The sequence below is a fragment of the Actinomadura oligospora ATCC 43269 genome (genome assembly GCF_000518265.1).
Classification (GTDB): Bacteria; Actinomycetota; Actinomycetes; order Streptosporangiales; family Streptosporangiaceae; genus Spirillospora; species Spirillospora oligospora.
Genome location: NZ_JADG01000004.1, coordinates 330,347 through 355,533 on the forward strand (window position 1 = coordinate 330,347; position 25,187 = coordinate 355,533).

General features: G+C 73.5%; 20 protein-coding genes. 2 read left to right on the top strand and 18 right to left on the bottom strand.

What is annotated here, in order from left to right; all coding sequences use genetic code 11:
* From def to P696_RS0106090, 3 genes are all read right to left on the bottom strand, one after another.
* On the bottom strand, window positions 1-546 hold the full coding sequence (gene def, locus P696_RS0106080) for a peptide deformylase (RefSeq protein ID WP_026411623.1): 546 nt from the start codon (window positions 544-546) through the stop codon (window positions 1-3).
* A gap of 129 nt (window positions 547-675) precedes the next feature.
* Entirely contained in the window at window positions 676-1,755 is a 1,080-nt protein-coding gene (locus P696_RS0106085; protein WP_157429537.1) for a coiled-coil domain-containing protein, read from the bottom strand.
* Window positions 1,756-1,771: 16 nt separating this feature from the next.
* Window positions 1,772-3,754, bottom strand: a complete 1,983-nt coding sequence (locus P696_RS0106090; protein WP_051467111.1) for a primosomal protein N' — start codon at window positions 3,752-3,754, stop codon at window positions 1,772-1,774.
* Between the two features lie 309 nt (window positions 3,755-4,063).
* On the opposite strand from P696_RS0106090, the gene P696_RS0106095 reads away from it, so the two are divergent.
* A complete protein-coding gene (locus P696_RS0106095; RefSeq protein WP_245627527.1) occupies window positions 4,064-5,740 on the top strand; it encodes an MFS transporter in 1,677 nt (558 codons plus the stop codon).
* A 77-nt stretch (window positions 5,741-5,817) separates the two neighbouring features.
* Here P696_RS0106095 and metK read toward each other — a convergent pair whose 3' ends face one another.
* From metK to pyrR, 13 genes are all read right to left on the bottom strand, one after another.
* A complete protein-coding gene (metK, locus tag P696_RS0106100; protein ID WP_026411627.1) occupies window positions 5,818-7,011 on the bottom strand; it encodes a methionine adenosyltransferase in 1,194 nt (397 codons plus the stop codon).
* A gap of 180 nt (window positions 7,012-7,191) precedes the next feature.
* Entirely contained in the window at window positions 7,192-8,523 is a 1,332-nt protein-coding gene (locus tag P696_RS0106105; RefSeq protein ID WP_026411628.1) for a bifunctional phosphopantothenoylcysteine decarboxylase/phosphopantothenate synthase, read from the bottom strand.
* Window positions 8,524-8,567: 44 nt separating this feature from the next.
* Window positions 8,568-8,822: a DNA-directed RNA polymerase subunit omega gene (rpoZ, locus tag P696_RS0106110; RefSeq protein WP_026411629.1), complete on the bottom strand. Its 255-nt coding sequence runs from the start codon at window positions 8,820-8,822 to the stop codon at window positions 8,568-8,570.
* Window positions 8,823-8,904: 82 nt separating this feature from the next.
* Entirely contained in the window at window positions 8,905-9,498 is a 594-nt protein-coding gene (gene gmk, locus P696_RS0106115; RefSeq protein WP_051467115.1) for a guanylate kinase, read from the bottom strand.
* A gap of 94 nt (window positions 9,499-9,592) precedes the next feature.
* Window positions 9,593-9,919 carry an integration host factor, actinobacterial type gene (gene mihF, locus P696_RS0106120; RefSeq protein WP_026411631.1) on the bottom strand — a complete coding sequence of 109 codons (327 nt, stop codon included), beginning with the start codon at window positions 9,917-9,919 and terminating at the stop codon, window positions 9,593-9,595.
* A gap of 557 nt (window positions 9,920-10,476) precedes the next feature.
* The gene (gene pyrF / locus P696_RS0106125) at window positions 10,477-11,172 is read right to left on the bottom strand and encodes an orotidine-5'-phosphate decarboxylase (protein ID WP_026411632.1); all 696 of its coding nucleotides are present in this window, start codon (window positions 11,170-11,172) and stop codon (window positions 10,477-10,479) included.
* The gene (locus tag P696_RS43630) at window positions 11,169-12,428 is read right to left on the bottom strand and encodes a dihydroorotate dehydrogenase (protein ID WP_084336870.1); all 1,260 of its coding nucleotides are present in this window, start codon (window positions 12,426-12,428) and stop codon (window positions 11,169-11,171) included. The genes pyrF and P696_RS43630 overlap by 4 nt, the downstream gene beginning before the upstream one ends.
* Window positions 12,429-12,537: 109 nt before the next feature.
* Window positions 12,538-13,431 (bottom strand): iron-sulfur cluster-binding protein, encoded by an 894-nt coding sequence (locus P696_RS0106135; RefSeq protein ID WP_026411633.1) that lies wholly within the window; start codon window positions 13,429-13,431, stop codon window positions 12,538-12,540.
* A 78-nt stretch (window positions 13,432-13,509) separates the two neighbouring features.
* Entirely contained in the window at window positions 13,510-16,851 is a 3,342-nt protein-coding gene (carB, locus tag P696_RS0106140; protein WP_026411634.1) for a carbamoyl-phosphate synthase large subunit, read from the bottom strand.
* Window positions 16,851-17,966, bottom strand: a complete 1,116-nt coding sequence (gene carA, locus P696_RS0106145) for a glutamine-hydrolyzing carbamoyl-phosphate synthase small subunit (RefSeq protein ID WP_026411635.1) — start codon at window positions 17,964-17,966, stop codon at window positions 16,851-16,853. Before carA ends, carB begins: the two co-directional genes overlap by 1 nt.
* A gap of 121 nt (window positions 17,967-18,087) precedes the next feature.
* A complete protein-coding gene (locus tag P696_RS0106150; RefSeq protein WP_026411636.1) occupies window positions 18,088-19,377 on the bottom strand; it encodes a dihydroorotase in 1,290 nt (429 codons plus the stop codon).
* Entirely contained in the window at window positions 19,374-20,315 is a 942-nt protein-coding gene (locus P696_RS0106155) for an aspartate carbamoyltransferase catalytic subunit (RefSeq protein WP_026411637.1), read from the bottom strand. The genes P696_RS0106150 and P696_RS0106155 overlap by 4 nt, the downstream gene beginning before the upstream one ends.
* On the bottom strand, window positions 20,316-20,885 hold the full coding sequence (gene pyrR, locus P696_RS0106160; protein WP_026411638.1) for a bifunctional pyr operon transcriptional regulator/uracil phosphoribosyltransferase PyrR: 570 nt from the start codon (window positions 20,883-20,885) through the stop codon (window positions 20,316-20,318).
* Between the two features lie 471 nt (window positions 20,886-21,356).
* Between pyrR and bldD the strand changes: the two genes are divergently transcribed.
* On the top strand, window positions 21,357-21,851 hold the full coding sequence (bldD, locus tag P696_RS0106165; protein ID WP_021597992.1) for a transcriptional regulator BldD: 495 nt from the start codon (window positions 21,357-21,359) through the stop codon (window positions 21,849-21,851).
* Between the two features lie 119 nt (window positions 21,852-21,970).
* Here the strand turns inward: bldD and P696_RS0106170 are convergent, their stop codons facing one another.
* Window positions 21,971-23,389 (bottom strand): MFS transporter, encoded by a 1,419-nt coding sequence (locus P696_RS0106170; protein ID WP_245627528.1) that lies wholly within the window; start codon window positions 23,387-23,389, stop codon window positions 21,971-21,973.
* 1,156 nt (window positions 23,390-24,545) lie between these two features.
* Window positions 24,546-25,067: an SAV_6107 family HEPN domain-containing protein gene (locus P696_RS43640; RefSeq protein WP_051466953.1), complete on the bottom strand. Its 522-nt coding sequence runs from the start codon at window positions 25,065-25,067 to the stop codon at window positions 24,546-24,548.
* Window positions 25,068-25,187: the final 120 nt, after the last annotated feature.

Consider the following 25,187-nt stretch of genomic DNA (forward strand, 5'->3'; position numbering starts at 1 on the left):
TCAGACGGCCTTCCCGCGCGTGGTGTGCGGCGACACCTTGACCTGCGGGAGCGGGTCGCCGAACCACTCGGCCTCCCGGATGGCCTTCATCGCGGCCTTGCGCTGCTCGGTGTCCATCCGGTCGATGAAGATGATCCCGTCCAGGTGGTCGGTCTCGTGCTGGACGCAGCGGGCCAGCAGGTGCGTGCCCTCGACCGTGATCGGCTCGCCGTGCATGTTGAAGCCCTTGGCGACGGCCCGCACCGAGCGCGGCGTCGGGAACGCCAGGCCGGGCAGCGACAGGCAGCCCTCGTCGCCGGTCTCCTGCTCGTCCGACAGGTCCAGGGACGGGTTGACCAGGTGGCCGAGGACGTCGTCGACGTAGTAGGTGAACACCCGCAGGCCGACGCCGAGCTGCGGCGCGGCCAGGCCCGCGCCGGGCGCGTCGACCATGGTGTCGGTGAGGTCCTTGACGAGCTGGCGCAGTTCCTTGTCGAAGTCCTTGACCGGCTCGGCAGGGGTGCGCAGCACGGGATCGCCGAAGAGGCGGATGGGCTTGACGGACAAGGAGGGCTCCGTTTCCAGGGGTGCGCCGACGTCTCGGCACCCGGTGCTGACGCGTTCAGTCTACGAACCGTCCAGTCTAAGATCCCCCGGCGGCCGACCGCGCCTTGATCGCGGCGGTCCGGGCGGATCTCACGGTCCCCCGGCCGGGAGGGTGGGCACGGGGTCGGCCGGCGCGCCGATGACCGGGGCCTGGTAGCCGTCGGCGAGCAGCAGCTCCCGGACGCCCCAGACGCCGAGCGGCGTCAGCTCCAGGCCGCCGCCGCGGCCCGCCACCACGCCCCACCCGGCCAGCTCGTCCAGCCGTTCCCGGAGCGCCCCGGCGACCGCGCCCGCCAGCAGCCGCGGGTCGCTGACCTCGTACACCGCCTCGACGTGGTCGAGCAGGACGCGGGTCAGGTCGTCCGCCGTGGACGGCTCGCGCTGCTCGTACAGCTGGATCAGGACGCCGGTCAGCTCGGCCTGGACGAGCTCGCCGACCTCCAGCTCCTCGTCCTCGGGGTGCTCGGTGACCGCGACCTCGTCGAACCGGGTCAGCCAGGCTTCGAGCACGGCTTCATCGTCGCCCCCGGCCCCGGCCCCGGCCCCGGCAGCACCCTGCTCGATCAGCTCGGACTCCCGGGCCGCGCGCGCCAGCTCCTCGGAGGACGCCAGCCGGACGGGCGGGACGACCAGCTCCTCGGCCCGCGCCAGGTAGTCCTCGGTGCGCGCGAACCGCTCGGTCTCGGGCAGCGCCTCGAACTCGGCGACCCAGCGCTCGACGGCCCGGGCGTCGGCCGTGTCCACGCCGTCCTCGGCCATCATCCCGGCGATCACCTCGGCGGCGGCCCGCCGCTCGTCGGTGTCGGCGTCGGCCACGACCCGCGTGAACTCGGGCGTGATCGCCTCCAGCTCCGCGGTGAGCGCCTCCGCCCGCCCGGCCGGGAGCGCGCCCGTCTCGTCCAGGCAGGCGACCAGGGCCCGCAGCGCCCCGAGGATCGACGGGACCTCCCCGGCCTCCGCGACGACCGTCTCGGGGAAGACCTCCAGCAGCAGCGCGCGCAGGACCTCGGGGGTCAGCCCGCCCGGACCGGTGAGGTCCAGCTCCTCGCGCGCCAGGTCGAGCAGCAGCTCCGCGCCGTCGACGTCCACGTCCCCGAGCCCGCCGGGACGCCCTGCGGCCCAGGCGGCGAGCCGGTCCGCGACGTCCTGCACCCACATCTCATCGCCCACGCGGCAACCCTAGGACTCAGATGAGCTCCAGGGGGTCCATCTGCACACGGACGTACTCGGTCGTCCTGCGGGCGCTGCGGACGCCCTGACCGGCCTGGAGCTCGCGGGCGAGCGGCAGGCCGTCCCCGCGGGGCACCCTGACCAGGGCCCGCTCGCGCGGCTGCTGCCCCGGCTGCGGCTGCTCACTGACCGGAACCGGCCCCAGCACCTCGGCGGACGTGGGCAGCCGCGCGTCCACCAGCAGCTCGCGGATCGCGGCCGGGGTGGCGGTCAGCGACGCCATCCGGAACGCGGGCGGGAACCCGGCCTCGCGGCGCTCGCCCAGCTCCCGCTCGGCGAAGGTGACCGGATCCCAGCGGATCAGCGCCTGGACGGCGGGCAGCGACCCGTCGGCGGAGACCACGACCGCGCCGCCCGGGCGGACGAGCGCGGCGGCGTTCATCCAGCGGCGCAGGCTCTCCTCGGCGGCCCGCAGGTCGGCGCGGCCGAGCAGGGCCCAGCCGTCCAGGAGGAGCGCGGCGGCGTACCCGTCCTCGGCGACCGGCTCCGCGCCCGGCGTGGACACCACCAGCGCCTTCCCGGGGCCGACCGCGTCCAGGACGGCCTCGCGCCCCGACGTCCGCACGACCGCGCCCGGGAAGGCCCGGCCGAGCTCCTCGGCGGTGCGGCGGGCCCCGACGACCACGGCCCTGAGCTGGAAGAACCCGCATTCGGGGCAGTGCCAGTCCCCCGCGATCCGGCCGCACCAGCGGCAGTACGGCGCGGCGTGCGCCGACGTCAGCGCCAGCGGCCCCTGGCAGGCCGAGCAGTGCGCCATCGTCCGGCAGCGCTGGCAGGCGAGCGCGGGCAGGTACCCGCGCCGGGGCACCTGGACCAGCACCGGGCCGTGCTCCAGCGCCCGCCGGGCCGTGTCGAACGCGATGTGCGGCAGCCGCGCGGCGCGGGCGGCCTCGTCGCGGGCCATGTCGAAGTCGTCCCCGACCGGCCGGACGCGCGGCATCGCCGCCCGGACCGTCGCCCGGTCGGCCGTCAGCGCGTGCGCCCAGCCCGTCTCGACCAGGACGGTCGCCTCGGTCGTCCGGGTGTACCCGCCGATCAGCGCCCCGGCCTGCGAACGGTGTGCGCGCAGCGCCAGCACCTCGCGCGGGTGCGGGTAGGGCGCGTGCGGCTCGGCGTGCACGTCGTCCCCGTCGTCCCACAGGACGACCAGCCCGAGGTCGTGGACGGGCGCGAACATCGCCGCGCGCGTCCCGACGACGGCCCTGACCGCCCCGCGCCGGACCGCCAGCCAGCGCCGGTACCGCTCGGTCGGGCCGAGGTCGGCGGTCAGAGCGACGTGGCGTCCGTCACCGAGCTCCTCGGCGAGCGCGCCGTCCACGCGGGCCACGTCCCGGCCGTCCGCGAGGACGACCAGCGCCCCGCGCCCGGCGGCCAGCGCGGTGCGGACGGCCCGCGCGACGGCCTGGACCCGCTCGGGGCCGGGCAGGGCCGTCCAGACGGCGCGCGGAGCGCGCCCGGCGGCCAGCGCGGCCAGGAACGAGGGCCCCGCGGGGTACCGTGCCCAGGGGCCGGGCCCGTCCGGCGGCTCCGGCGCGGTGGCGGGCTCCCGCGGCGGCTCACCCTCCACCTTGGCGTGCCGGGGCGGGATCGCCAGCCGCAGCACGTCGGCGAGCGTCCCCGCGTACCGGTCGGCAACCTCGCGGGCCAGCGCCGCGATCTCCGGGGCCAGGACGGCCTCGGGCGAGGTCACCCGCTCCAGGAACGACAGGCGGCCCTCATGGTCGCTCTCCTGGACTCGGTCCAGCAGGAGGCCGTCCACGAGCTGCCCGGCGAAACGCACACGAACCCGACACCCTGGCACGGCCTTGGCATCGAGTTCGCTGGGTACGAGGTAGTCGAAGGGCCGGTCCAGATGGGGAAGCGACATGTCCACCGCGACCCGGGCCACGGGGAGGTGCTCGGCCGGGACCCTCGCGCCCTTCCGGGAGGTCTTCCTCACGCCGCCCTTCGCCGTGGACTTGACCCCGCCTTTGCGCTGCGGTCCGTCCCCTCGCCGAGGGGACTTTTCGGGCGCGACGGACGTGCCGGGCGGTACCGTCGTGCCACCGGGGCCGTCCGGAAGCACGTCCAGACCCGGGATCAGCCCGGTGTCCCCGTCGTCGTTGCTCACACGTTCGTCCTACCAGACCAGGGGGTGCGCCAGTCCCGTGGAACCGTCCGTGACCGGTTTGAACTCGTCCGGGGATCAGTGGATCATTGGCCGGTGCCCCCCGGGCCCAGACCGTCCCTCCGGATCCTGTAGGCAGCGTTGACCACCGCATCGACCTCCGCGCGGGTGGGCTCCGCCCCTGCCGCCCCCTCGACGCCGCCCGTCCTCGGGCCGCGCTGGCGGCGCTGGGCGAACCCGCGCAACCCCGTCACCGCCGCGACCGTGGTGGCGTTCGTGCTGCACATGGTCTGGGCGCTGTTCCTGGCCACCGAGGGCGGCGACCTGTCCGCCCAGGCCGCCTGGACGCACTTCGTCGGGCACTACCCGTGGGCCGCCTACAACCTCGGCTGGTACGGCGGCATCCACGTCGCGTCCTACAGCGTGATCTCGCCGTTCCTCATGGCCTGGTTCGGGATCCGGACGGTCGCGGTGATCAGCGGCACCCTGTCGGCGACCCTCGCCGCGATGATGCTGGTCCGGTTCCGCGCCCCGGTCGCGCTCCCCGCCGCCGTCTGGGCCGCGTTCGCGATCTCCTGCAACTCGGCGTCCGGCCGCACCACCTTCGGCCTCGGCCTGCTGTTCGCGCTCGGCGCCGTCATGTGCGCCTTCACCGCCCGCGGAACGCCGTTCCTGCGCGCCTCCGGCATGGTCGGCTTCGGCCTGCTCGCGACCTTCGCCAGCCCCGTCGCCGGGCTGTTCCTGCTGGTCGTCGGGGCCGCCATGTTCCTCACCGGACGCCGCCGCGCCGGGATCGCGATCTGCCTCGGCATGCCCCTGGTCGTCGGCACGACCACCCTGCTGTTCCCCTTCACCGGCGTCCAGCCGATCTCCCTCGCGGCGATCGTCCTGCCCGCGATCGCCAGCGTCGTCGCCCTCCTGGTCTGCGCGCCGAAGGACTGGAGGCTCATCCGGGTCGGCGCGGCCGTCTACCTGCTCGGCATCACGCTCACCTGGCTGATCCCGACCCCGGTCGGCAGCAACGTCGAGCGCATGTCCCTGGTCTTCGGCGGCGTCTTCCTGCTCTGCGCCGTCGGCCGCGTGACCGACTGGCGCCGCCTCACCGTGCTGTCCCTGGCCTTCGTCGTCACCGGCGTCTGGCAGGTCGTGAAGCCCATGGACGACCTGATCCACACCACCCCCGCCGCCGAGGCCGCCTCCCGGTCCCGCGGCCTGATCACCCAGCTCCACGAGCGCGGCGCCGACCGCGGCCGGGTCGAGGTCGTCCCGCTGCGCTCCCACTGGGAGGCGTCCGGCCTGAGCCGCCAGGTGATCCTCGCCCGCGGCTGGAACCGCCAGGTCGACGCCGAGCGCAACGCCCTGTTCTACGAGAAGACCCTGCCCCCGGACGCCTACCGCGACTGGCTCCACAAGTGGTCGGTCCGCTACGTCGTCCTGCCCGAGCAGGAGATCGACTGGTCCTCCCACAACGAGGAGGTCCTGGTCCGCGCGGGACAGCCCTTCCTCACCGAGGTCTGGCGCGACGCCAACTGGCGGCTCTTCCAGGTCGCCGACCCGGTCCCGCTCGTCCAGAGCCCGGCCTACGTCGAGCGCTTCCGTCCCGACAAGGTCACCGTGAACGCGCCGGCGGGCGGCACCTACCTCCTCCGCATCGCCCACTCCCCCTGGCTCGGCGTCAAGGGCCCCGGCAAGGGCGCCTGCCTCTCCCAGATCAGGACCGGCCCCAACAAGGACTTCGTCGAGCTGACCCTCCCCGCCCCCGGCACCTACACCGTCGGCGCCCGCTACGAACTCCCCCGCGGAACCCCCTGCAAGTAGGCACCCGCCGCCCTCGGGCGAACGAACCGGCAACGAAAAGGCCCCCGCACCAGCGGGGGCCTTTCACGTGTCGCGGGTCAGAGGCCGGCGCGCTCGGCGAGGGCCTCGGCGCGGTCGGTGCGCTCCCAGGAGAAGTCGGGCTCCGGACGGCCGAAGTGGCCGTACGCGGCGGTCTGGGAGTAGATCGGGCGGAGCAGGTCCAGGTCGCGGACGATCGCGGCCGGGCGGAGGTCGAAGACCTCGGTGACGGCCTTCTGGATCTTCGCGACGGCGACCTTCTCGGTGCCGAAGGTCTCCACGAAGACGCCGACCGGCTGGGCCTTGCCGATCGCGTAGGCGACCTGCACCTCGGCGCGGTCGGCGAGCCGCGCCGCGACGATGTTCTTGGCCACCCAGCGCATCGCGTACGCGGCCGAGCGGTCCACCTTGGACGGGTCCTTGCCGGAGAAGGCGCCGCCGCCGTGCCGGGCCATGCCGCCGTAGGTGTCCACGATGATCTTGCGGCCGGTCAGGCCCGCGTCGCCCATCGGGCCGCCGATCTCGAACCGGCCGGTCGGGTTGACCAGCAGCCGGTAGCCGGTGGTGTCGATGTCGAACTCGGCGAGCACCGGGTCGACGACGTGCTCCTTGACGTCCGGGGCGAGCAGCTCCTTGAGGTCGATGTCCGGAGCGTGCTGGGACGACACGACCACCGTGTCGAGCCGGACCGCGCGGTCGCCGTCGTACTCGATGGTGACCTGGGTCTTGCCGTCGGGGCGCAGGTAGGGCACCACGCCGCCCTTGCGGACCGCCGACAGCCGGTGCGACAGGCGGTGGGCCATGGTGATCGGCAGCGGCATGAGCTCGGCGGTCTCGTTGCTGGCGTAGCCGAACATCAGGCCCTGGTCGCCCGCGCCCTGGCGGTCCAGGTCGTCCAGCAGGCCCTCCTCGCGCGACTCGTAGGCGTCGTCGACGCCCTGCGCGATGTCGGGCGACTGCGCGCCGATGGAGACCGACACGCCGCAGGAGTGGCCGTCGAAGCCCTTCTTGGACGAGTCGTAGCCGATCTCGAGGATCTTCTCCCGGATCACACCGGGGATGTCGACGTAGGTCTCGGTGGTGACCTCACCGGCCACGTGCACCTGACCAGTGGTGATCATCGTCTCCACGGCGACCCGGGAGGCCGGGTCGTCCTTGAGCATCGCGTCCAGGATGGCGTCACTGATCTGGTCCGCGATCTTGTCCGGATGCCCTTCGGTGACGGACTCGGAGGTGAACAGGCGGCGAGACACGTACGTGAACTCCTTGCAGCGGCTGCTGACTGACGTCGCAGAACGGACTTCTCTGACTTGGCGAGGCGGGAGACGCCGGCCCCCCGCCACGGGCTTGCGCTTGAGTTTTCGATCGGAGTCTATCGGGAACGGCCTTGCGTACAGCTAGGCCGAAGTGCGGTCCTCGGGGTGAGGCACGCCTCAGTCACCTTGCCGGTCGGGTGCGTCCAGCCGGGCGACGGCCAGGTCCCACACCACGTCGGCGAGGTCCTCCTTGGGGCCGCGCGGGATCTCGGTGGCCGAGCCGTCCGCGCCGAGCACGACGGCCGCGTTGTCCGGCCGCCCGAAGGTCAGGTCGGCTCCCACTTGATTAACGACCAGGAGGTCGCAACCCTTCCGCTTCAACTTCTCCCGGCCGTTGGCGAGCACGTCGTCGGTCTCGGCGGCGAACCCGACCACGACCCGTCCCGGACGGGGGTCGGCGCCGAGCTCGGCGAGGATGTCGGGGTTCTTGACCAGCCGAATCGGCGCGGGCTGCCCGTCCGGATCCTTCTTGATCTTGGACTCGACGTACTCGGCGGGCCGGAAGTCGGCGACCGCGGCGGCCATGACCACCACGTCGGCGTCCTCCGCCGCGGCGAGGACCGCCTCGCGCATCTCCCGCGCCGACCCCACCGGGACGACGTGGGCGCCCGCCGGGTCCGGCAGCGCGGCGTTCGCCGAGACGAGCGTCACGCTCGCTCCGCGCGCCAGGGCCGTGCGGGCCAGCGCGTACCCTTGGAGCCCGGACGACCGGTTGCCCAGGAACCGCACCGGGTCGAGCGCCTCCCGCGTCCCGCCCGCGGACACCACGACGTGCCGTCCGGCGAGGTCGAACAGTCCCGACGTCCGGGGGTCGATCCGCCGCCCGACCTCCACGATCCCGCCGGACGCGGCTGCGCCGTCGGCGGCGCCGGATTCCGCGAGGGCGGCGGCGCGGGACTTCTGCCAGCGGGTGAGGACGTGCCGGGCCACGTCGAAGAGCTCGGACGGGTCGGGCAGCCGGCCGCGGCCGGTGTCCTTGCCGGTGAGGCGGCCGGACGCGGGGTCGAGGACGATCGCGCCGCGCTCGCGGAGGATCGCGACGTTCGCCTGGGTGGCCGGGTGCTCCCACATCTCGGTGTGCATCGCGGGCGCGAACACCACCGGGCAGTGCGCGGTGAGCAGGGTGTTGGTGAGCAGGTCGTCGGCCAGCCCGTGCGCGGCGCGGGCGAGCAGGTCGGCGGTGGCCGGGGCGACGAACACCAGATCGGCGGACTGCCCGATGCGCACGTGCGGAACGCCGGAAACCCCGTCCCACACACGGGTGGAGACGGGGTGGCCGGACAGGGCGGCCCAGGTGGGCTCGCCCACGAAGCGCAGGGCGTCCTCGGTCGGCACGACGGTGACGTCGTGACCGGACTCGGTCAGCCGCCGCAGCAGCTCGCAGACCTTGTACGCGGCGATCCCGGCGGCGACGCCGAGCACCACGCGGGGCTTGTCGGGGGCTGTCATACGGGCGACTCTAGGACGCGGCGGCCCACGGACCGGACGCCGGGTCAGCCCTCGACGGGCTCGGCCTTGAGCAGGCCCTCGCGGACCTCGCGGAGCGCGATCGAGAGGGGCTTCTCCTGGACCTGGGTCTCGACGAGCGGGCCGACGTACTCGAGCAGGCCCTCGCCCAGCTGGGCGTAGTAGGCGTTGATCTGCCGGGCACGCTTGGCCGCGATGCTCACGAGACCGTACTTGGTGTCGACGATCTCGAGCAGGTCGTCGACGGACGGGTTGGTGATGCCGTCGTTGCTGGCTGCCACGCGGTGGCCCTCCACTAGATGACCGTCGTCGCAGGCCCCGCCTCCGGGGGTTCCCGGGGCGGCGGACGCGCGGCGCGGATGCTTACTGACGAACAGCCATCAAGACTAGCAGCTCGTGCACGACGTCCTGCACGGACGTGTTGACCAGCGTGACGTCGAACTCCTTCTCGGCGGCGAGCTCCACCCGGGCGGCCTCGAGCCTGCGCTCGATCACCTCCGGCGGTTCGGTGCCGCGGCCGGTGAGGCGGCGGACCAGCTCGTCCCAGGAGGGCGGGGCCAGGAAGACCAGGCGGGCCTCCGGCATCGTCCCCCGGACCTGGCGGGCGCCCTGGAGGTCGATCTCCAGCAGGACGGGTTCGCCGCGGGCGAGACGCTCCTCGACGGGTCGGCGCGGGGTCCCGTAGCGGTTGCCCGCGAACTCCGCCCATTCGAGGAGCTCGCCCTCGGCGACGAGCCGGTCGAAACCGGCGTCGTCGACGAAGTGGTACTGCAGGCCGTCTTTCTCACCCGGTCGGGGGGACCGGGTGGTCACCGAGACCGACAGCCACACCTCGGGGTGGGCACGCCGGATCTCGGCGACGACCGTGCTCTTACCGACGCCCGACGGCCCGGAGAGGACCGTGAGGCGACGGACGAGCCGACCATGAGTCAGCTGGGAGCCGTCCGGCGCGGTCATGGGCGCACCGGAGCTGAGCGGGGTGGTGTCGGATCCGGGCACGCCCGGGCCGGCCGCGACGGCAGCACCGTCGCGCCCGCTCGCGGATCGGGGGTCAGCGGTTTCCACCGCCGCCGAACTCACGCTCCAGGGAGGCGCGCTGGTTGGCGCCGAGGCCCCGCACACGGCGGGACTCGGCGATGCCCAGGCGCTCCATGATCTGCTTCGCACGGACCTTGCCCACACCGGGCAGGGATTCCAGGAGAGCCGACACCTTCATCTTTCCGATGACGTCGTCGGACTGACCCTCCTTGAGAACCTCGGCGAGCGAGGTCCCCCCGTGCTTCAGCCGGTTCTTAACCTCGGCACGCTCCTTGCGCGCCTTGGCAGCCTTCTCCAGGGCTGCGGCGCGCTGTTCGGGGGTTAGGGGCGGAAGAGCCACGCCGGGTCACCTCAGGTTTCCACTCGACGGAGTCGGACGGGACGGGAAACTAGCGAGTTCACGGCCCATAAGGCAACGTGAAGTGCCGTTTTACCCGCCACAAAATCACGAAAATCACTCCTTGGAGTGTCCTGAATACAGAGTGTACCCAACTCGACCCCGCGCGACGGCCTCGAGCCCGCCACCTGGACACATAGCCAAGATCGCAACTTTCCCCCCATAAACCCCCGAAACCCGTCACTCATCACCCCACCCAAAGATGATCTTGGTCACGTTTTCGGGTCGTCCCCGGGCCCCCACGCCGAACCGCGCCGCCGAACCTCGCGGCGCCAAGATTTTCTGCCCGAACGAAGGCCCCAGCGCGCGGGCGCGCTGGCGACCGGACGCGGGGTGCTGTCGGCTGTTCCAACGGGCTCAGCCGGCGCGAGCGCGTAACCAACCGGGCGGGGGCGAGGCCGAAGGCGAGCCCCCGCCCGGTTGATCGCGAAGCGATGCCGCGCTCGCACGAGCTTCCGGGCCGCGCCCGAGCCGCTAGGCGAGGGCGGGGAGCCGGGAGCTCAAATCCTACGCAGCGAAGCCGCGATGCTGGCGGCGGCGGCGCCGGGGTCGGGGGCGCCGGTGATGGGGCGGCCGATGACGAGGAGGTCGGCTCCGGCGGCGAGGGCCTGCTCGGGGGTGGCGACGCGGGCCTGGTCCTGGGTGGCGGCGCCGGACGGGCGGACGCCGGGGGTGATGAGGGTGATGTCGGGGCCGACCTCGGCGCGGACGGCGGCGGCCTCGTGCGGGGAGCAGACCAGGGCGCGGGCGCCCGCCTCGACCGACAGGGCGGCCAGGCGCAGGACGGCGTCCGCCGCGGGACCCTCGAGGCCGATCCGGGCGAGGTCGGCGTCGTCGAGGGACGTCAGGACGGTCACGGCGGCGATCCGGGTGTCCGGGGCGGCCTCGGCGGCGGCGCGGATCATCGCGGACCCGCCCGCGGCGTGGACGGTCAGGTAGGTCGGCTTCAGGCGGGCGACGGCGCGGGTGGCGCCCGCGACGGTCGCGGGGATGTCGTGGAGCTTCAGGTCCAGGAACACCTGGACGCGGCTGGCCCCGCGGACGCTCGCGACCACGTCGGGGCCGTAGCGCAGGTAGAGCTCGAGGCCGACCTTGACGGTGCTCACGTGCGGGGTGACCTGGCCGGCCCAGCGCGCGGCCGTGTCCAGGTCGGGGGCGTCCAGGGCGACGGCGATGGGTGCCTGTACAGCGGTCACGGGAGTCTCTCCTTGGTCTCGGCCGCGGCGGGGTCGGGGGCCGGGGCGTCGTCGCGGCGGGGGCGCGCGGGCGCGGCGATCCGCGCCTCCCAGGTGGTCGCGGAGCCCTCGAGGGACCCCGGGCGGCCGTCCGCGCGGCCTGACCGAGCCCCGAACGCGGCGTCAGCGGCCGTGCGGGACGCCGGGCGCGTCCGAGTGCCGGAGGGGCCGCCCGGCGCCTCAGCGGCGGACACAGAGGCGGACACAGCGGCTTCCGCGGTCTCGGCGGCACCCTCGGTGAGGTCCGGGGGCAGGGGCAGGACGCGCGGCGGGACGTACCCGGCGGGCTTGTGGGCGAGCCCGACGGCGTCGGCGAGGTGGGCGACGCGGCGGGACGCCAGGGCGTCCTCCAGCTCGCGCAGCACGCGCAGCGGGGCGCCGGGCTCGTGGAACAGGGTGGTGCCGAGGGCGACGGCGCTCGCCCCGGCGAGGATGAACTCCAGGGCGGCGAGCCCGGAGTCGACGCCGCCGACCCCGATGATCGGGACATCCGGCAGCGCGGCGTGCACCTGGTAGACGCAGCGGACCGCGACCGGGCGGATCGCGGGCCCGGACAGCCCGCCGGACACGCCGGTCAGCGCGGGCCGCAGGGTGGCGGTGTCGATCGCCATGCCCTCCATGGTGTTGACCAGGGTGAGGCCGTCGGCGCCCGCGTCCACGCAGGCGAGCGCGATGCGGGCGATGTCGGTGACGTCCGGGGCGAGCTTGGCGAGGACGGGGGTGCCGGGCCGCGAGTGCGTCCGGACGGCCCCGACCACGGCCGCCGCCGCGCCCGGGTGCCAGCCGAACATGCGGCCCCGGTCGGCGACGTTCGGGCAGGCGACGTTGACCTCGATCGCGGCGATGTTGGGGACGCCGCGCAGCCGCCGGGCGACCTCGGCGAACTCCTCGACGCTGTTGCCCGCGACCGACACGATCGTCCGGACGTCGCGGTCGACCAGCCAGGGCAGGTCGCGCTCGAGGAACGGCTCGACGCCGGGGCCGGGCAGGCCCATGGCGGTGAGCAGTCCGGCGGGGGTCTCGGCGGCGCGGGGGGTGGGGCGTCCGGCGCGCGGCTGCGTCGTCACCGAGGAGGTGGTGAACGCGCCGATCCGGGTGAGGTCGAAGAAGGGGGCCAGCTCGCGTCCGGTGCCGCCGCAACCGGCGGCCGTGAGGACGGGGTTCGGCAGCTCCAGCGAGCCGATCCGGACGGTCATGTCGGTGGACGCGGCGCTCATCGGTCGCTCCCCTCACGCGACGGTACGGACGGCGGGACAGGCACGGACGGCAGGCAGAAGGGCTCGGAGCGGACGGGGACGGGCAGGGCGGAGGGATTTGGGCCGGGGGTCATCGGTCGGCTCCTTCGGGCGGGACGGCCGACAGGACGCGCGGCGCGCCGAGCGCGTCGAACGGGATCGTGCCGAGGTCGCCCCAGCGGACCCGGTCGCCGCGCAGCACCGGGCCGTCCGCGCAGGCCCGGACCATGCGGGTGACGCCGTCGTCGCCGTGGAACGGGAGCACGCACGTCCCGCACACGCCGATCCCGCAGACCGCGGTGGCCTGGAGGAACTCCTCCAGGAACACCTGGGACGGGAGCCCGAAGTCGCCCGCGACGCGGGTGACCGCGCGCAGCAGCGAGGTCGGGCCGCAGGCGTAGACCACGTCGGTCCCGGTCTCGTCGATGACCCGGGGCAGGACGTCGCGGACGGTGCCGCGCTCGCCGAGCGAGCCGTCCTCGGTCACGGTCACGGCCGAGTCGCCGATGCGCTGCGCCATCCGGGAGCCGAACACCTCCGGCGCGGACGCGCCGCAGAGCACGAAGTGGACCTTGCAGCCGCGGCGGGCCAGGGTGTCGGCGAGCGCGAACACCGCCGCGCCCTGCGGGCCGCCGCCGACCAGCAGGCAGCTCACCGGGTCGCGGGGCAGCCGGAACGGGCGGCCGAGCGGGCCGAGCAGGTCGACCTGGTCCCGGGAGCGCCGGGAGGCCAGGAAGGACGTGCCGGGCTCGGTGTCGGCGAACACGATCTCGACCGTCCCGCCGTAGTCCGACTTGACCTCGTAGACCGAGAAGCAGCGCCGCACCAGCCGGGCGGAGTGCTCGCCGCCGACGGCGACCGCCACGAACTGGCCGGGTCGGAACCGCTCGGCTATGGCCGGGGCCACCAGCGTCATCGCGTGGTAGTCCTGCACCTGGCGGACCGTCAGGACCGTCGCCGACGTCTGCACCGGTGAGTCGGACACCCGTCTCCCTCTCGTCCTCGTCCGGGTCGGCGGGCCGCCCCGCGCAGGGGGCGGCCCGCCGGGGCCCGTTTCCTCAGCTCACCCCTGCCCGAGCACGCCGTGCGCGCCGCTCAGCCGCTCGGCGTGCTCCTGGAGGGAGCGGACGCCGACCAGCCCGCCGGCGATGGCCTCGATGCCCTGCACGGCCGCGGCGAGCCCCTGGACGGTGGTCACGCACGGCACGCCGCGCAGGACGGCCGCGGTCCTGATCTCGTAGCCGTCCAGCCGGGGCCCGGACTGGCCGGGGCTCCCGAAGGGAGTATTGACGATGAGGTCCACCTCCCCGTCGAGGACGCGCCGCACGATGGTGGGCTCGCCCCCTTCGCCCGGACCGTCGCTGTGCTTGCGCACGATCTTGGCACGCACGCCGTTGCGGCGCAGGACCTCGGCGGTCCCTTCCGTGGCAAGAATCTCAAAGCCCAGGTCAGCAAGGCGCTTCACGGGGAAGATCATGTGGCGCTTGTCCCGGTTCGCCACCGACACGAACAGCCGGCCCTTGGTCGGCAGCGAGCCGTAGGCGGCCTGCTGCGACTTGGCGTAGGCGGTGCCGAACACCTCGTCGATGCCCATGACCTCGCCGGTGGACCGCATCTCCGGGCCGAGGACGGTGTCCACGCCCTGGCCCTTGGCGTTGCGGAACCGGTCGAACGGGAGGACGGCCTCCTTCACCGCGATCGGCGCGTCCAGCGGGAGCGCCCCGCCGTCGCCGGACGGCGGCAGCAGGCCCTCGGCGCGGAGCGCGGAGATCGTCGCGCCCATCATGACGCGGGCGGCGGCCTTGGCCAGCGGCACGGCCGTCGCCTTCGACACGAACGGGACGGTCCGGGACGCGCGCGGGTTGGCCTCCAGGACGTACAGGACGCCCGCCGACAGCGCGAACTGGACGTTCATCAGCCCGCGGACGCCGATGCCCTTCGCGAGCGCCTCGGTGGCCTCGCGGATGCGGTGCAGGTCGTCGTGGCCGAGGGTGATCGGCGGGAGCGCGCACGCCGAGTCGCCGGAGTGGATCCCGGCCTCCTCGATGTGCTCCATGACGCCGCCGAGGTAGAGCTCCTCGCCGTCGAACAGGGCGTCCACGTCGATCTCGATGGCCTCGTCGAGGAAGCGGTCCACCAGCACCGGGTGCGCCAAGAGGTCGCCTTGGCGGTGCTGGTTCATGTACGCCTCGAGCGTGGCGTCGTCGTAGACGATCTCCATGCCGCGTCCGCCGAGCACGTAGGACGGCCGGACGAGCACCGGGTAGCCGATCTCGGCGGCGATCTCCCGCGCCTCCTCGTAGGAGGTGGCGGTGCCGTGCTTGGGCGCGGTGAGCCCGGCCCGGTGCAGGACGCGGCCGAACGCGCCGCGCTCCTCGGCGAGGTGGATCGACTCGGGCGAGGTGCCGACGATCGGCACGCCCGCGTCCTTGAGCTTCTGCGCGAGGCCGAGCGGGGTCTGCCCGCCCAGCTGGACGATCACGCCCGCGACCTGGCCGGACCGCTGCTCGGCGTGCACGACCTCCAGGACGTCCTCCAGGGTGAGCGGCTCGAAGTAGAGCCGGTCGGAGGTGTCGTAGTCGGTCGAGACCGTCTCGGGGTTGCAGTTGACCATGACGGTCTCGTAGCCCGCGTCGGCGAGGGTGAAGGAGGCGTGGACGCAGGAGTAGTCGAACTCCACGCCCTGCCCGATCCGGTTCGGGCCCGAGCCGAGAATGATGACCTTGGGCTTCTCCCCCGGCGGGACCTCGGTCTCCTCGTCGTAGGCCGAGTACAGGTACGGCGTCTTCGCCTCGAACTCGGCGGCGCAGGTGTCCACGGTGAGGTAGACGGGCCGGACGCCGAGGGCGTGCCGCACCTCGCGGACGACGTCCTCGTGCAGGCCGCGCAGCTCGGCGATCTGGGCGTCGGAGAAGCCGTGCCGCTTGGCGGTGAGGATCTTGTCGCGGGTCAGCGCGTCCTCGGCGGTGCGGACCTCCTCGGCGATCTGGTTCAGCCCGGCGATCTGGTCGAGGAACCACGGGTCGATCCGGGTCGCCTCGTACGCCTCCTGGACGGTCGCGCCCGCCCACATCGCCCGCTGGACGGCCCGGACGCGCCCGTCGTGCGGCTCGGCGGCCGTGGCGAGCCACTCGGCCTTGTCGCCGACCGCGCCCGCCCAGGAGAAGGACGAGCCCTTCTGCTCCAGCGACCGCAGCGCCTTCTGCAGCGCCTCGGTGAAGTTGCGGCCGATGGCCATGGCCTCGCCGACCGACTTCATGTGCGTGGTGAGCGTGCCGTCCGCGCCGGGGAACTTCTCGAACGCGAACCGCGGGACCTTGACCACGACGTAGTCGAGGGTCGGCTCGAACGAGGCCGGGGTCACGCGGGTGATGTCGTTCGGGATCTCGTCCAGCGTGTACCCGACGGCCAGCCGCGCCGCGATCTTGGCGATCGGGAAGCCGGTGGCCTTGGACGCCAGCGCCGAGGACCGCGACACGCGCGGGTTCATCTCGATGACGATCATCCGGCCGGTGCCCGGGTGGACGGCGAACTGGATGTTGCAGCCGCCGGTGTCGACGCCGACCTCGCGGATCACCGCGATCGCCACGTCCCGCATGTTCTGGTACTCGCGGTCGGTGAGCGTCATCGCGGGCGCGACGGTGATCGAGTCGCCGGTGTGCACGCCCATCGGGTCGAGGTTCTCGATCGAGCAGACGATGACGACGTTGTCGTTGCGGTCGCGCATCACCTCCAGCTCGTACTCCTTCCAGCCGAGGATGGACTCCTCCAGGAGCACCTCGCTGGTCGGGGACGCGTCGAGCCCGGCGCCGGCGATGCGGCGCAGGTCGTCCTCGTCGTGCGCGAAGCCGGAGCCCGCGCCGCCCATGGTGAACGACGGCCGGACGACCACCGGGTAGCCGAGCTCCCCGGCCGCGGCCAGCACCTCGTCCATGGTGTGGCAGATGAGCGACCGCGCGGACTCGGCGTTCAGGCCCTGCTCGCGCGCGACCTTGGCGACGACCTCCTTGAACCTCTCGCGGTTCTCGCCCGCCTGGATGGCGTCGACGTCCGCGCCGATCAGCTCGACGCCGTACTCGTCGAGGACGCCGCTCTCGTAGAGGGCGATCGCGGTGTTGAGGGCCGTCTGGCCGCCCAGCGTGGGCAGCAGCGCGTCCGGCCGCTCCTTGGCGATGATCTTCTCGACGGTCTCCGGGGTGATCGGCTCGACGTAGGTCGCGTCCGCCATCTCCGGGTCGGTCATGATCGTCGCCGGGTTGCTGTTGACCAGGACGACCCGCAGGCCCTCCGAGCGCAGCACGCGGCACGCCTGCGTCCCGGAGTAGTCGAACTCGGCGGCCTGCCCGATCACGATCGGGCCGGACCCGATGACCAGGACGGACCGGATGTCTTCCCTGCGCGGCATTACGCTCCGGCCTCCATGATCTGGACGAACTGGTCGAAGAGGCCGGAGGCGTCGTGGGGGCCCGCCGCCGCCTCGGGGTGGTACTGGACGCTGAACGCGGGCCGGTCGAGCAGCCGCAGGCCCTCGACGCAGCCGTCGTTCAGGTTCACGTGGGAGACCTCGGCGCGGCCGTAGGGGGTCTCGAACGGGCCGTCCTTGGGCGCGTCCACGGCGAACCCGTGGTTGTGCGCGGAGATCTCGACCTTGCCGGTGCGGACGTCCTGCACCGGCTGGTTCACGCCGCGGTGGCCGAACCGCAGCTTGTAGGTGCCGAGGCCGAGGGCGCGGCCGAAGATCTGGTTGCCGAAGCAGATGCCGAAGAACGGCTTCCCGGCGTCCAGGACCCCGCGCAGGGCCGCGACCTGGTGGTCGGCGGTCTCGGGGTCGCCCGGGCCGTTGGAGAAGAACACGCCGTCCGGGTCCAGCGCGAGGATGTCCCCGGCCGTGACCGTCGCGGGCAGGACGTGCACCTCGACACCGCGCTCGGCCATCCGGTGCGGGGTCATGCCCTTGATGCCGAGGTCCACGGCCGCGACCGTGAACCGCTTCTCGCCGATCGCCGGGACGACGTAGGCCTCCTGGGTGGCGACCTCCTCGGCGAGGGACGCGCCGGCCATCTGCGGCGACTCCTGGACGCGCCTCAGCAGCTCGTCCACGGGGGCCTGGGCGGCGTCCCCGCTGAAGATCCCGGCGCGCATCGCGCCGCGGTCGCGCAGGTGCCGGGTCAGCGCCCGGGTGCCGGTGATCGCGATGCCGACCACGCCCTGCGCGCGCAGGGCCGAGCCCAGCGAGCCGGTGGCCCGCCAGTTCGACGCCACCCGCGCGGGCTCGCGCACCACGTACCCGGCCACCTGGATGCGGGACGACTCGGGGTCCTCGTCGTTCACGCCGGTGTTGCCGATGTGCGGGGCGGTCATCGCCACGATCTGCCGGGCGTAGGACGGGTCGGTGAGGGTCTCCTGGTAGCCGGTCATGCCGGTGTTGAAGACCATCTCGCCGAAGGTCTCCCCCTCGGCCCCGTAGGCGACCCCCTGGAACGTCCGTCCGTCTTCCAGAACGAGCAGCGCTGTGCTCATCGGCTCACTCCGTTCGCGGGCCCCTGGCCTCCGTGACGCGCCGTCTTCCCTCGTCGCTCCGGTCGCAGGCTCCCTGCGCTCCTCAGTCCAGACGGCGCGCGGCCAGGGGCGTGGGGTGGGGTCACTGAAGCTTTCCTTCCAGAACGGTCGGACGGCCGCGCAGGAAGGTCGCGACGACGCGTCCGGGCAGCTCCATCCCCGTGTACGGGGTGTTGCGGCTCTTGGACGTCATCGCGGCCGGGTCCACGGCGCGGCGCGGCGACGGGTCGTACAGCGTGATGTTGGCGGGCGACCCCGCCTCCAGCGGACGACCCTGTCCGGAGAGGCGGCCGATGCGGGCGGGCGCGAACGACATGCGCTCGGCGACCCCCGCCCAGTCGAGCAGGCCGGTCTCGACCATGGCCTCCTGGACGACCGCCAGCGCGGTCTCCAGGCCGATCATGCCCATGGCGGCCACGGCCCACTCGGTCTCCTTCGCCTCGACCGGGTGCGGCGCGTGGTCGGTGGCGACGATGTCGATCGTGCCGTCCGCCAGGGCGTGCCGGAGCGCGGTGACGTCGTCGGCCGTGCGCAGCGGCGGGTTGACCTTGTAGATCGGGTCGTAGGACGCGGCGAGCTCGTCGCTCAGCAGCAGGTGGTGCGGGGTGACCTCGGCGGTCACCTGGCAGCCCTTGGACTTGGCCCAGCGGATGATCTCCACCGAGCCCGCCGTGGACACGTGGCACACGTGCAGCCGCGAGCCGACGTGCTGGGCGAGCAGCACGTCCCGGGCGATGATCGCCTCCTCGGCGACCGCGGGCCAGCCGGCCATGCCGAGCGCGGCGCTCATCTCGCCCTCGTTCATCTGCGCGCCCTCGGTCAGCCGGGGCTCCTGCGCGTGCTGGGCGACGACGCCGTCGAACGCCTTGACGTACTCCAGCGCGCGCCGCATGATCACCGCGTCCGAGACGCAGTGGCCGTCGTCGGAGAACACCCGGACGCCGGCGGCCGAGTCGGCCATCGCGCCGAGCTCGGCGAGCTGCTGCCCCTTGAGCCCGACGGTGACCGCGCCGACCGGCTGGACGTCGCAGTACCCGGCCTCGCGGCCGAGCCGCCAGACCTGCTCGACGACCCCCGCGGTGTCGGCGACGGGGTCGGTGTTGGCCATGGCGTGGACGGCGGTGAACCCGCCCATCGCGGCGGCCCTGGTGCCGGACTCGACGGTCTCGGCGTCCTCGCGGCCGGGCTCGCGCAGGTGGGTGTGCAGGTCCACCAGGCCGGGCAGAGCGACGAACCCCTCGGCCTGGACGATCTCCGCGCCCTCGGCGCTCAGGTCCCGGCCGATCTCGGCGATCACGCCGTCCCGGACCAGGATGTCGGCGGCGTCTCCGCCCAGGACGCGCGCGCCCTTGATCAGGTACGTGGTGCTCACAGGGAGACCTCCTTGCCGATGGCGGGCTCGGAACCGCCGAGCAGCAGGTAGAGAACGGCCATGCGAGCGCTGACGCCGTTGGCGACCTGCTCGACGATGGTGGACCGGACGGAGTCGGCGACCTCGGCCGCGATCTCCACGCCCCGGTTCATCGGGCCGGGGTGCATGACGATCGCGTGGTCGGCCAGGCGGGCCATGCGATCGGTGTCCAGGCCGTACCGGCGGCTGTACTCGCGGACGGTCGGGAAGTAGCTGGCGTTCATCCGCTCGTGCTGGACGCGCAGCATCATCACCACGTCACTCTTCGGCAGCACGGCGTCCAGGTCGTAGGAGACCTGGGCGGGCCAGGTGTCCACCGCGACCGGCAGCAGCGTCGGCGGGGCGACCACGGTGACCTCGGCGCCCAGGGTGTTCAGCAGCAGCACGTTGGACCGTGCCACCCGGCTGTGCAGGATGTCCCCGACGATGGTGACCTTGCGGCCCTCCAGGTCGCCGAGGCGGCGGCGCATGGTGAAGGCGTCCAGCAGGGCCTGGGTGGGGTGCTCGTGCGTGCCGTCCCCGGCGTTCACGACGCTGCCCTTCACCCAGTTGGCCAGCCGGTGCGGCGCGCCGGACGCGCCGTGCCGGATGACGACGCCGTCGGCGCCCATGGCCTCCAGGGTGAGCGCGGTGTCCTTCAGGCTCTCGCCCTTGCTGACCGACGAGCCCTTGGCGGAGAAGTTGATGACGTCCGCGCTGAGCCGCTTGGCGGCGGCCTCGAACGAGATGCGGGTGCGGGTCGAGTCCTCGAAGAAGAGGTTGACGACCGTCCGGCCGCGCAGCGTCGGGAGCTTCTTCATCGACCCCTCGGTCGCGCGGGCCAGTTCCTCGGCGGTGTCGAGAACGAGCAGCGCGTCGTCGCGGGTGAGGTCGGCGGCCGAGATGAGGTGGCGCTTCACTTACTTCTCCTCCTTCGGACCGAGGAGGACGGCGTCCCGGCCGTCGTTCTCGGCCAGCAGGACCTTCACCGTCTCGCGCGTCGAGGTGGGCAGGTTCTTGCCCACGTAGTCGGCGCGGATCGGGAGCTCGCGGTGCCCGCGGTCCACCAGGACGGCGAGCTGGACGGCGCGGGGGCGGCCGAGTTCGTTCAGCGCGTCCAGCGCGGCGCGCACGGTGCGGCCGGAGAACAGCACGTCGTCGACCAGGACCACGACACGGTCCTCGATGCCGCCCGGGGGCAGCTCGGTGCGGCGGATCGCGCGGGCGGGCCGCAGCCGCAGGTCGTCCCGGTACATCGTCACGTCGAGCGAGCCCCACGGGACGGGCCGGCCCTCGACCTCGTGCAGCGCCCCGGCCAGCCGCTCGGCCAGCGTCACGCCGCGGGTCTGGATGCCGATCAGGACGACGTCCTCGCCGCCCTTGGTCCGCTCGAGGATCTCGTGGGCGATACGGGTGAGCGCGCGCCGGATGTCGGGACCCTCCAGAACGGCCTTCTGCCGGGAGTCCTCGCCGCTGTCACGGCCGGTCACACGCGTCTCGGCCGGATCGTCCGGCCTTTGGGCAGCATTCACCGCCTGAACCTCCTTTCCCGCCTCACAGGACGGGTCTTAAAGGACGCCTTGTCCCCCACAAGGTAGCAGGACCGCTCCCCTGAACCGAACCCCTCCCGGCCACATCATGCCTGGTGAGAGCGGTCACACACCGCCGCGCGCCCGCACGCGCGGGGCGCGCGCGGAAGGGGTCGCCGATGCCCGCAGGGCGGGGCGTGCGGGCCTTCGCGTCGATCCGGACGACCCGGATCGACACCTACGGATTCGACCGCTTTTTTCCAATCGGCTTGACCTGGGGGCGTCACCGTTTTACCGTCACTGTCCGTAACCATCCCTGGAGGAGGACTTCCGGGCCGTGACGGCCGGGAGGCCCGACTCCGCCCGGCACCGGACCCACCGGCGCCGGGGAATCCGCAACGACGACGAGAAGTGAGCCTGGGGGGCCGCGAAATGCCGTCTGAATACGCTAAGGCTCTCGGCGCGCGCCTGCGCGCCATCCGCACCCAGCAGGGCCTGTCCCTGCACGGTGTGGAGGAGAAGTCCCGTGGCCGCTGGAAGGCCGTCGTCGTGGGTTCGTACGAGCGGGGCGACCGCGCCGTCACCGTTCAGAAGCTGGCCGAGCTCGCCGATTTCTACGGCGTGCCGGTCTCCGAGTTGCTGCCCGGCGGAGCCGCGCCGAGCCCGCTCGGGCCAACGCCCAAGCTCGTCATCGACCTTGAGCGCCTGCAGCAGCTTCCGAAGGACAAGGCCGGTCCCCTCGCCCGCTACGCCGCGACGATCCAGAGCCAGCGGGGCGACTACAACGGAAAGGTCCTGTCCATCCGGCAGGAGGACCTGCGTTCTCTTGCCGTGATCTACGACAAGTCCCCGACCGAGCTCACCGAGGAGCTCATCGGCTGGGGCGTGCTGGACCCCGAGGCCCGCAGGGCCGTGGAGTCCTTCTAACACCCGGGTCACGGCCCCCGGAAGCCTTTCGGGAGGCCGGGCGGAGACCCTTGCGTCGGACGGTCCGGCGGCCTTCGTGCCGCCGGGCCGTCCGGCCTTTGTGCCACCGGCTGGGCGTCCTAGCGCTGCGCGCTGGGGCGTGTTGACGCGGGCTCATGCGCGTCCGGGTCCAGGGCCTCGGACCGCCGTGTCGCGCGCCCTCGCCCTCGTCCCCGTCGTCCCGGCGCGGCCAGCGCGAGCGCCAGCACCCCCGCCATCGACGCCGCCGTGACGGTGAAGCCCGTCGTGTAGCCCGTCCCGCCGGGATGGCCGTGGACGGCCGAGGCGGTGAGGATGACCGCGCTGACCTGCGTCCCGAGGGACCCGCCGACCGTCCGCAACAGCGTGTTCACCCCGGTCGCCACCCCCGTCTGCGCGGGCTCGACGGCCGCGACCACCAGGTTCGCGACCGCCGCATAGGCCAACCCCAGCCCGACCCCTCGTGCCGTCCCGCCGACGTAGAGCTCCCACATCGCGCCATGGGCCAGCGCGACGAACGCATACCCCGCGCCCGTGAGCACGGCCCCCGCCATGAGGACGGCACGGGACCCGACGCGGTGGTGGAGCCGTCCGGCGGCGATCCCCGCGAGCGTCATCCCCACGCTCGCGGGAAGCTGGAGCATCGCCGCCGCCGTCGCGCTGCCCCCGAACCCCGTCGGACGCGGAGCCTGCACCAGCAGCGGGAACAGCACGCCGCCCGCCATCAGGCCATAACCGGCCAGCAACGACGCCGCGTTCGCCGTCCAGACCCCGCGCACGCGCATGAGCCGCGGATCGACGAGCGGCTCGTCCACCCTCCGTTCCACGACCCACCAGACGGCCGCCAGGACCACGGCGGCGCCCGCCAGCCCCAGCACCCCGGCGGACGTCCAGCCCCACGACATGCCCTGCGTGAGCGCGGTCAGCGCCGCCACCATCCACGCCGAGAACAGGCCCGCGCCCCACCAGTCGACGCCCGCGCCGGGCCGTCCGGGCACCTGCGGGACGAGCCGCCACGCCAGGACCAGCCCCGGCACCAGCCCGAGCACCGGCATCCACAGCAGCCACCGCCACCCCAGCAGGTCGATCACCGGCCCGGCCACGCACCACGACGGCGCCCCACCCAGCCCGAGCATGGACGACATCAACCCGACCGCCGAGGCCGTCCGCGCCGGCGGCAGGACGCTCCGGATCACCGTGTACGCCAGCGGGAACACGCCCCCGCCGATCCCGGCGAGCGCCCGCCCGGCCAGCAGTACCCCCAGAGAGGGCGCAATCGCCGCCAGAACCGTCCCGGCCGTCGCCACGCCCAGAACCACCAACAGCACCCGCCGAGGCCCGTACAGGTCACCCAGGCGCCCCACGACGGGCGTCGAGACCGCCGCCGACAGCATCATCGCCGTCAGCCCCCAGGCCGCCCCCGCCGCCGACGTGTGCAGATCCCGCTGCACCAGCGGCATCGCGGGCGTCAGCACCGCCATCGAGAGCGAGTACGCCACCACCCCCAAGAACGCCAACAACGCCGGCAGTGTTGACTTTGAGCCCCCGGCTCCGAGGACTCGCCTGGCGGCTCGCCCTCGGCCCGGTGACTCGGGCGAGCGCGGCATCGCTTCGCGATCAGCCGTGCGGGGGTTCGCCTCCGGCGTCACCCCCGCACGGCTGGTAGCGCGCTCGCGCGCGGCTCGGCCATCCCCGCCCATTCGCCATATCGCCACGCGAATATTGTCGTCCGGCAACAAACCATGGCCCACGCTTCATAAACCACTTAGGCGCTCAAACAACCCGCGACACTTCACCTCGCACCGACACTCCCCGTGACCACGTCCGGCCATCCGACGAGGTCAGGACCAAGATCACTCCCCGAGAGAAGGCTCCCGGGCAAGGTGACACGCTTCACACCTCAAGAAGACGTTTCACCCCCGAAAGGCAAGGCCGATGACACTCGCCCAACACCGTCGACGCGAAGTGACACTTCGGCCCACTTCACTCATTTGACGAGGTCAGGCACGCAAGTCCAGCCCACAACTCCCGCGCACACACGAGCCGAAGCCCCTCCCCCGCTAGAGCACAAGGGCCGGGCCGGGCCGGGACCGGGGCCAGGCCGGGACCGGGCTGGGACCGGGACCGGGCCAAGGCAGGGCGGGGACCAGGACCGGGGCCGGGGCAGGGCGGGGCCGGGGCCGGGCGGGGACCGGGGCCGGGGCGGGGGCAGGGCGGGGACCGGGGCCGGGGCGGGGACCGGGGCGGGGCAGGGCAGGGGCGGGGCCGGGAAACGGCGTCGGGCTGGGGAGCGTGGCCGGGCGGGGTGAGGTGGGGAGTGGCGTCGGGCCGTCGCGGCGCGGTGAGGATGGCGCCGCGACGGCCCGACGCGCCGGCCGTCCCAAGGGGCGCGACGGCCGGGTCGGTGTCCCGGCATGAGGGCGCGGACGGGGCGGACTGGCGTCCGCGCCCTCATGCCGGGACGTAAGGCCCGGAGGAGCGGCCCCGCAACACGCATCCTCCGGGAGTCTCAGGCGGCGGCCTCAGCCACCGCGCGAGCGCGCCACCAGCCGTGCGGGGGTGACGCCGGAGGCGAACCCCCGCACGGATGATCGCGAAGCGATGTCGCGCTCGCCCGAGTCACCGGGCCGCACCCGAGCCGCCAGGCGAGGGCGCGGAGCCGGGGGCTCAATCAACTCAGCTCGCTCGGTTGGTGTTGGTGGTCGGGAGGCTCTGCTGGATGGGGACTCCCAGGGTGTCCTCCACGAGGGTGACGAAGATCTCGGCGTCGTGGAGGAGTTCGTCGGCCTCGCGGGGGGTGACGGCTCGGGGGAGGCCCGCTTCGGCGGCGGCGCGCTTGTCGGCTCCGGCGGCGAAGTAGGCGGCCCACTCGCGCAGCGCGGGGTCGGCTTCGGGGAGAAGGACCCAGACGCTGCGGGGGCGGGCGCGCCGCCTGGTGAGGTCGAGGGGCTGGTGCGCCGCCAGGACGGCCGCGGCGGCGCGCAGCGCGGCCAGGTGGGCGCTGACGTACCGGACGGCGGGCGTGGTCGCCTCGGCGGCCTCGGCGAGACCGGCGCGGGCGGCGTGCAGCTGGCCGACGGCGGTGTGCGCGGGACGGGGCGCGGGCAGCGCGCGGGGGCGCTGCCGCGGGGCCTCGTGCTGGGCGGCGCCTGCGACGTTATGGGTGGCGGAGCGGGCTCCGCGGGTGAGCGTGGTCATGAGTCTGCCTCCTTCCGGGGCGTCGGGCATGGCCGGGCGGAGAGCTTCCCCTCTCTCCGCCCGGCCGAGGCGTCCCCGCCGTGTCCGCGCGCTGGACACGGCGGGGACGTCGCCCGTGGC

Excerpts from the sequence above, each read along its gene's own strand:
- P696_RS0106105 (WP_026411628.1), bottom strand. The coding sequence starts at position 8,523 with ATGACAGCCCCCGACAAGCCCCGCGTGGTGCTCGGCGTCGCCGCCGGG.
- gmk (WP_051467115.1), bottom strand. The coding sequence starts at position 9,498 with ATGACCGCGCCGGACGGCTCCCAGCTGACTCATGGTCGGCTCGTCCGT.
- P696_RS43630 (WP_084336870.1), bottom strand. The coding sequence starts at position 12,428 with ATGAGCGCCGCGTCCACCGACATGACCGTCCGGATCGGCTCGCTGGAG.
- carB (WP_026411634.1), bottom strand. The coding sequence starts at position 16,851 with ATGCCGCGCAGGGAAGACATCCGGTCCGTCCTGGTCATCGGGTCCGGC.
- carA (WP_026411635.1), bottom strand. The coding sequence starts at position 17,966 with ATGAGCACAGCGCTGCTCGTTCTGGAAGACGGACGGACGTTCCAGGGG.
- bldD (WP_021597992.1), top strand. The coding sequence starts at position 21,357 with ATGCCGTCTGAATACGCTAAGGCTCTCGGCGCGCGCCTGCGCGCCATC.
- P696_RS43640 (WP_051466953.1), bottom strand. The coding sequence starts at position 25,067 with ATGACCACGCTCACCCGCGGAGCCCGCTCCGCCACCCATAACGTCGCA.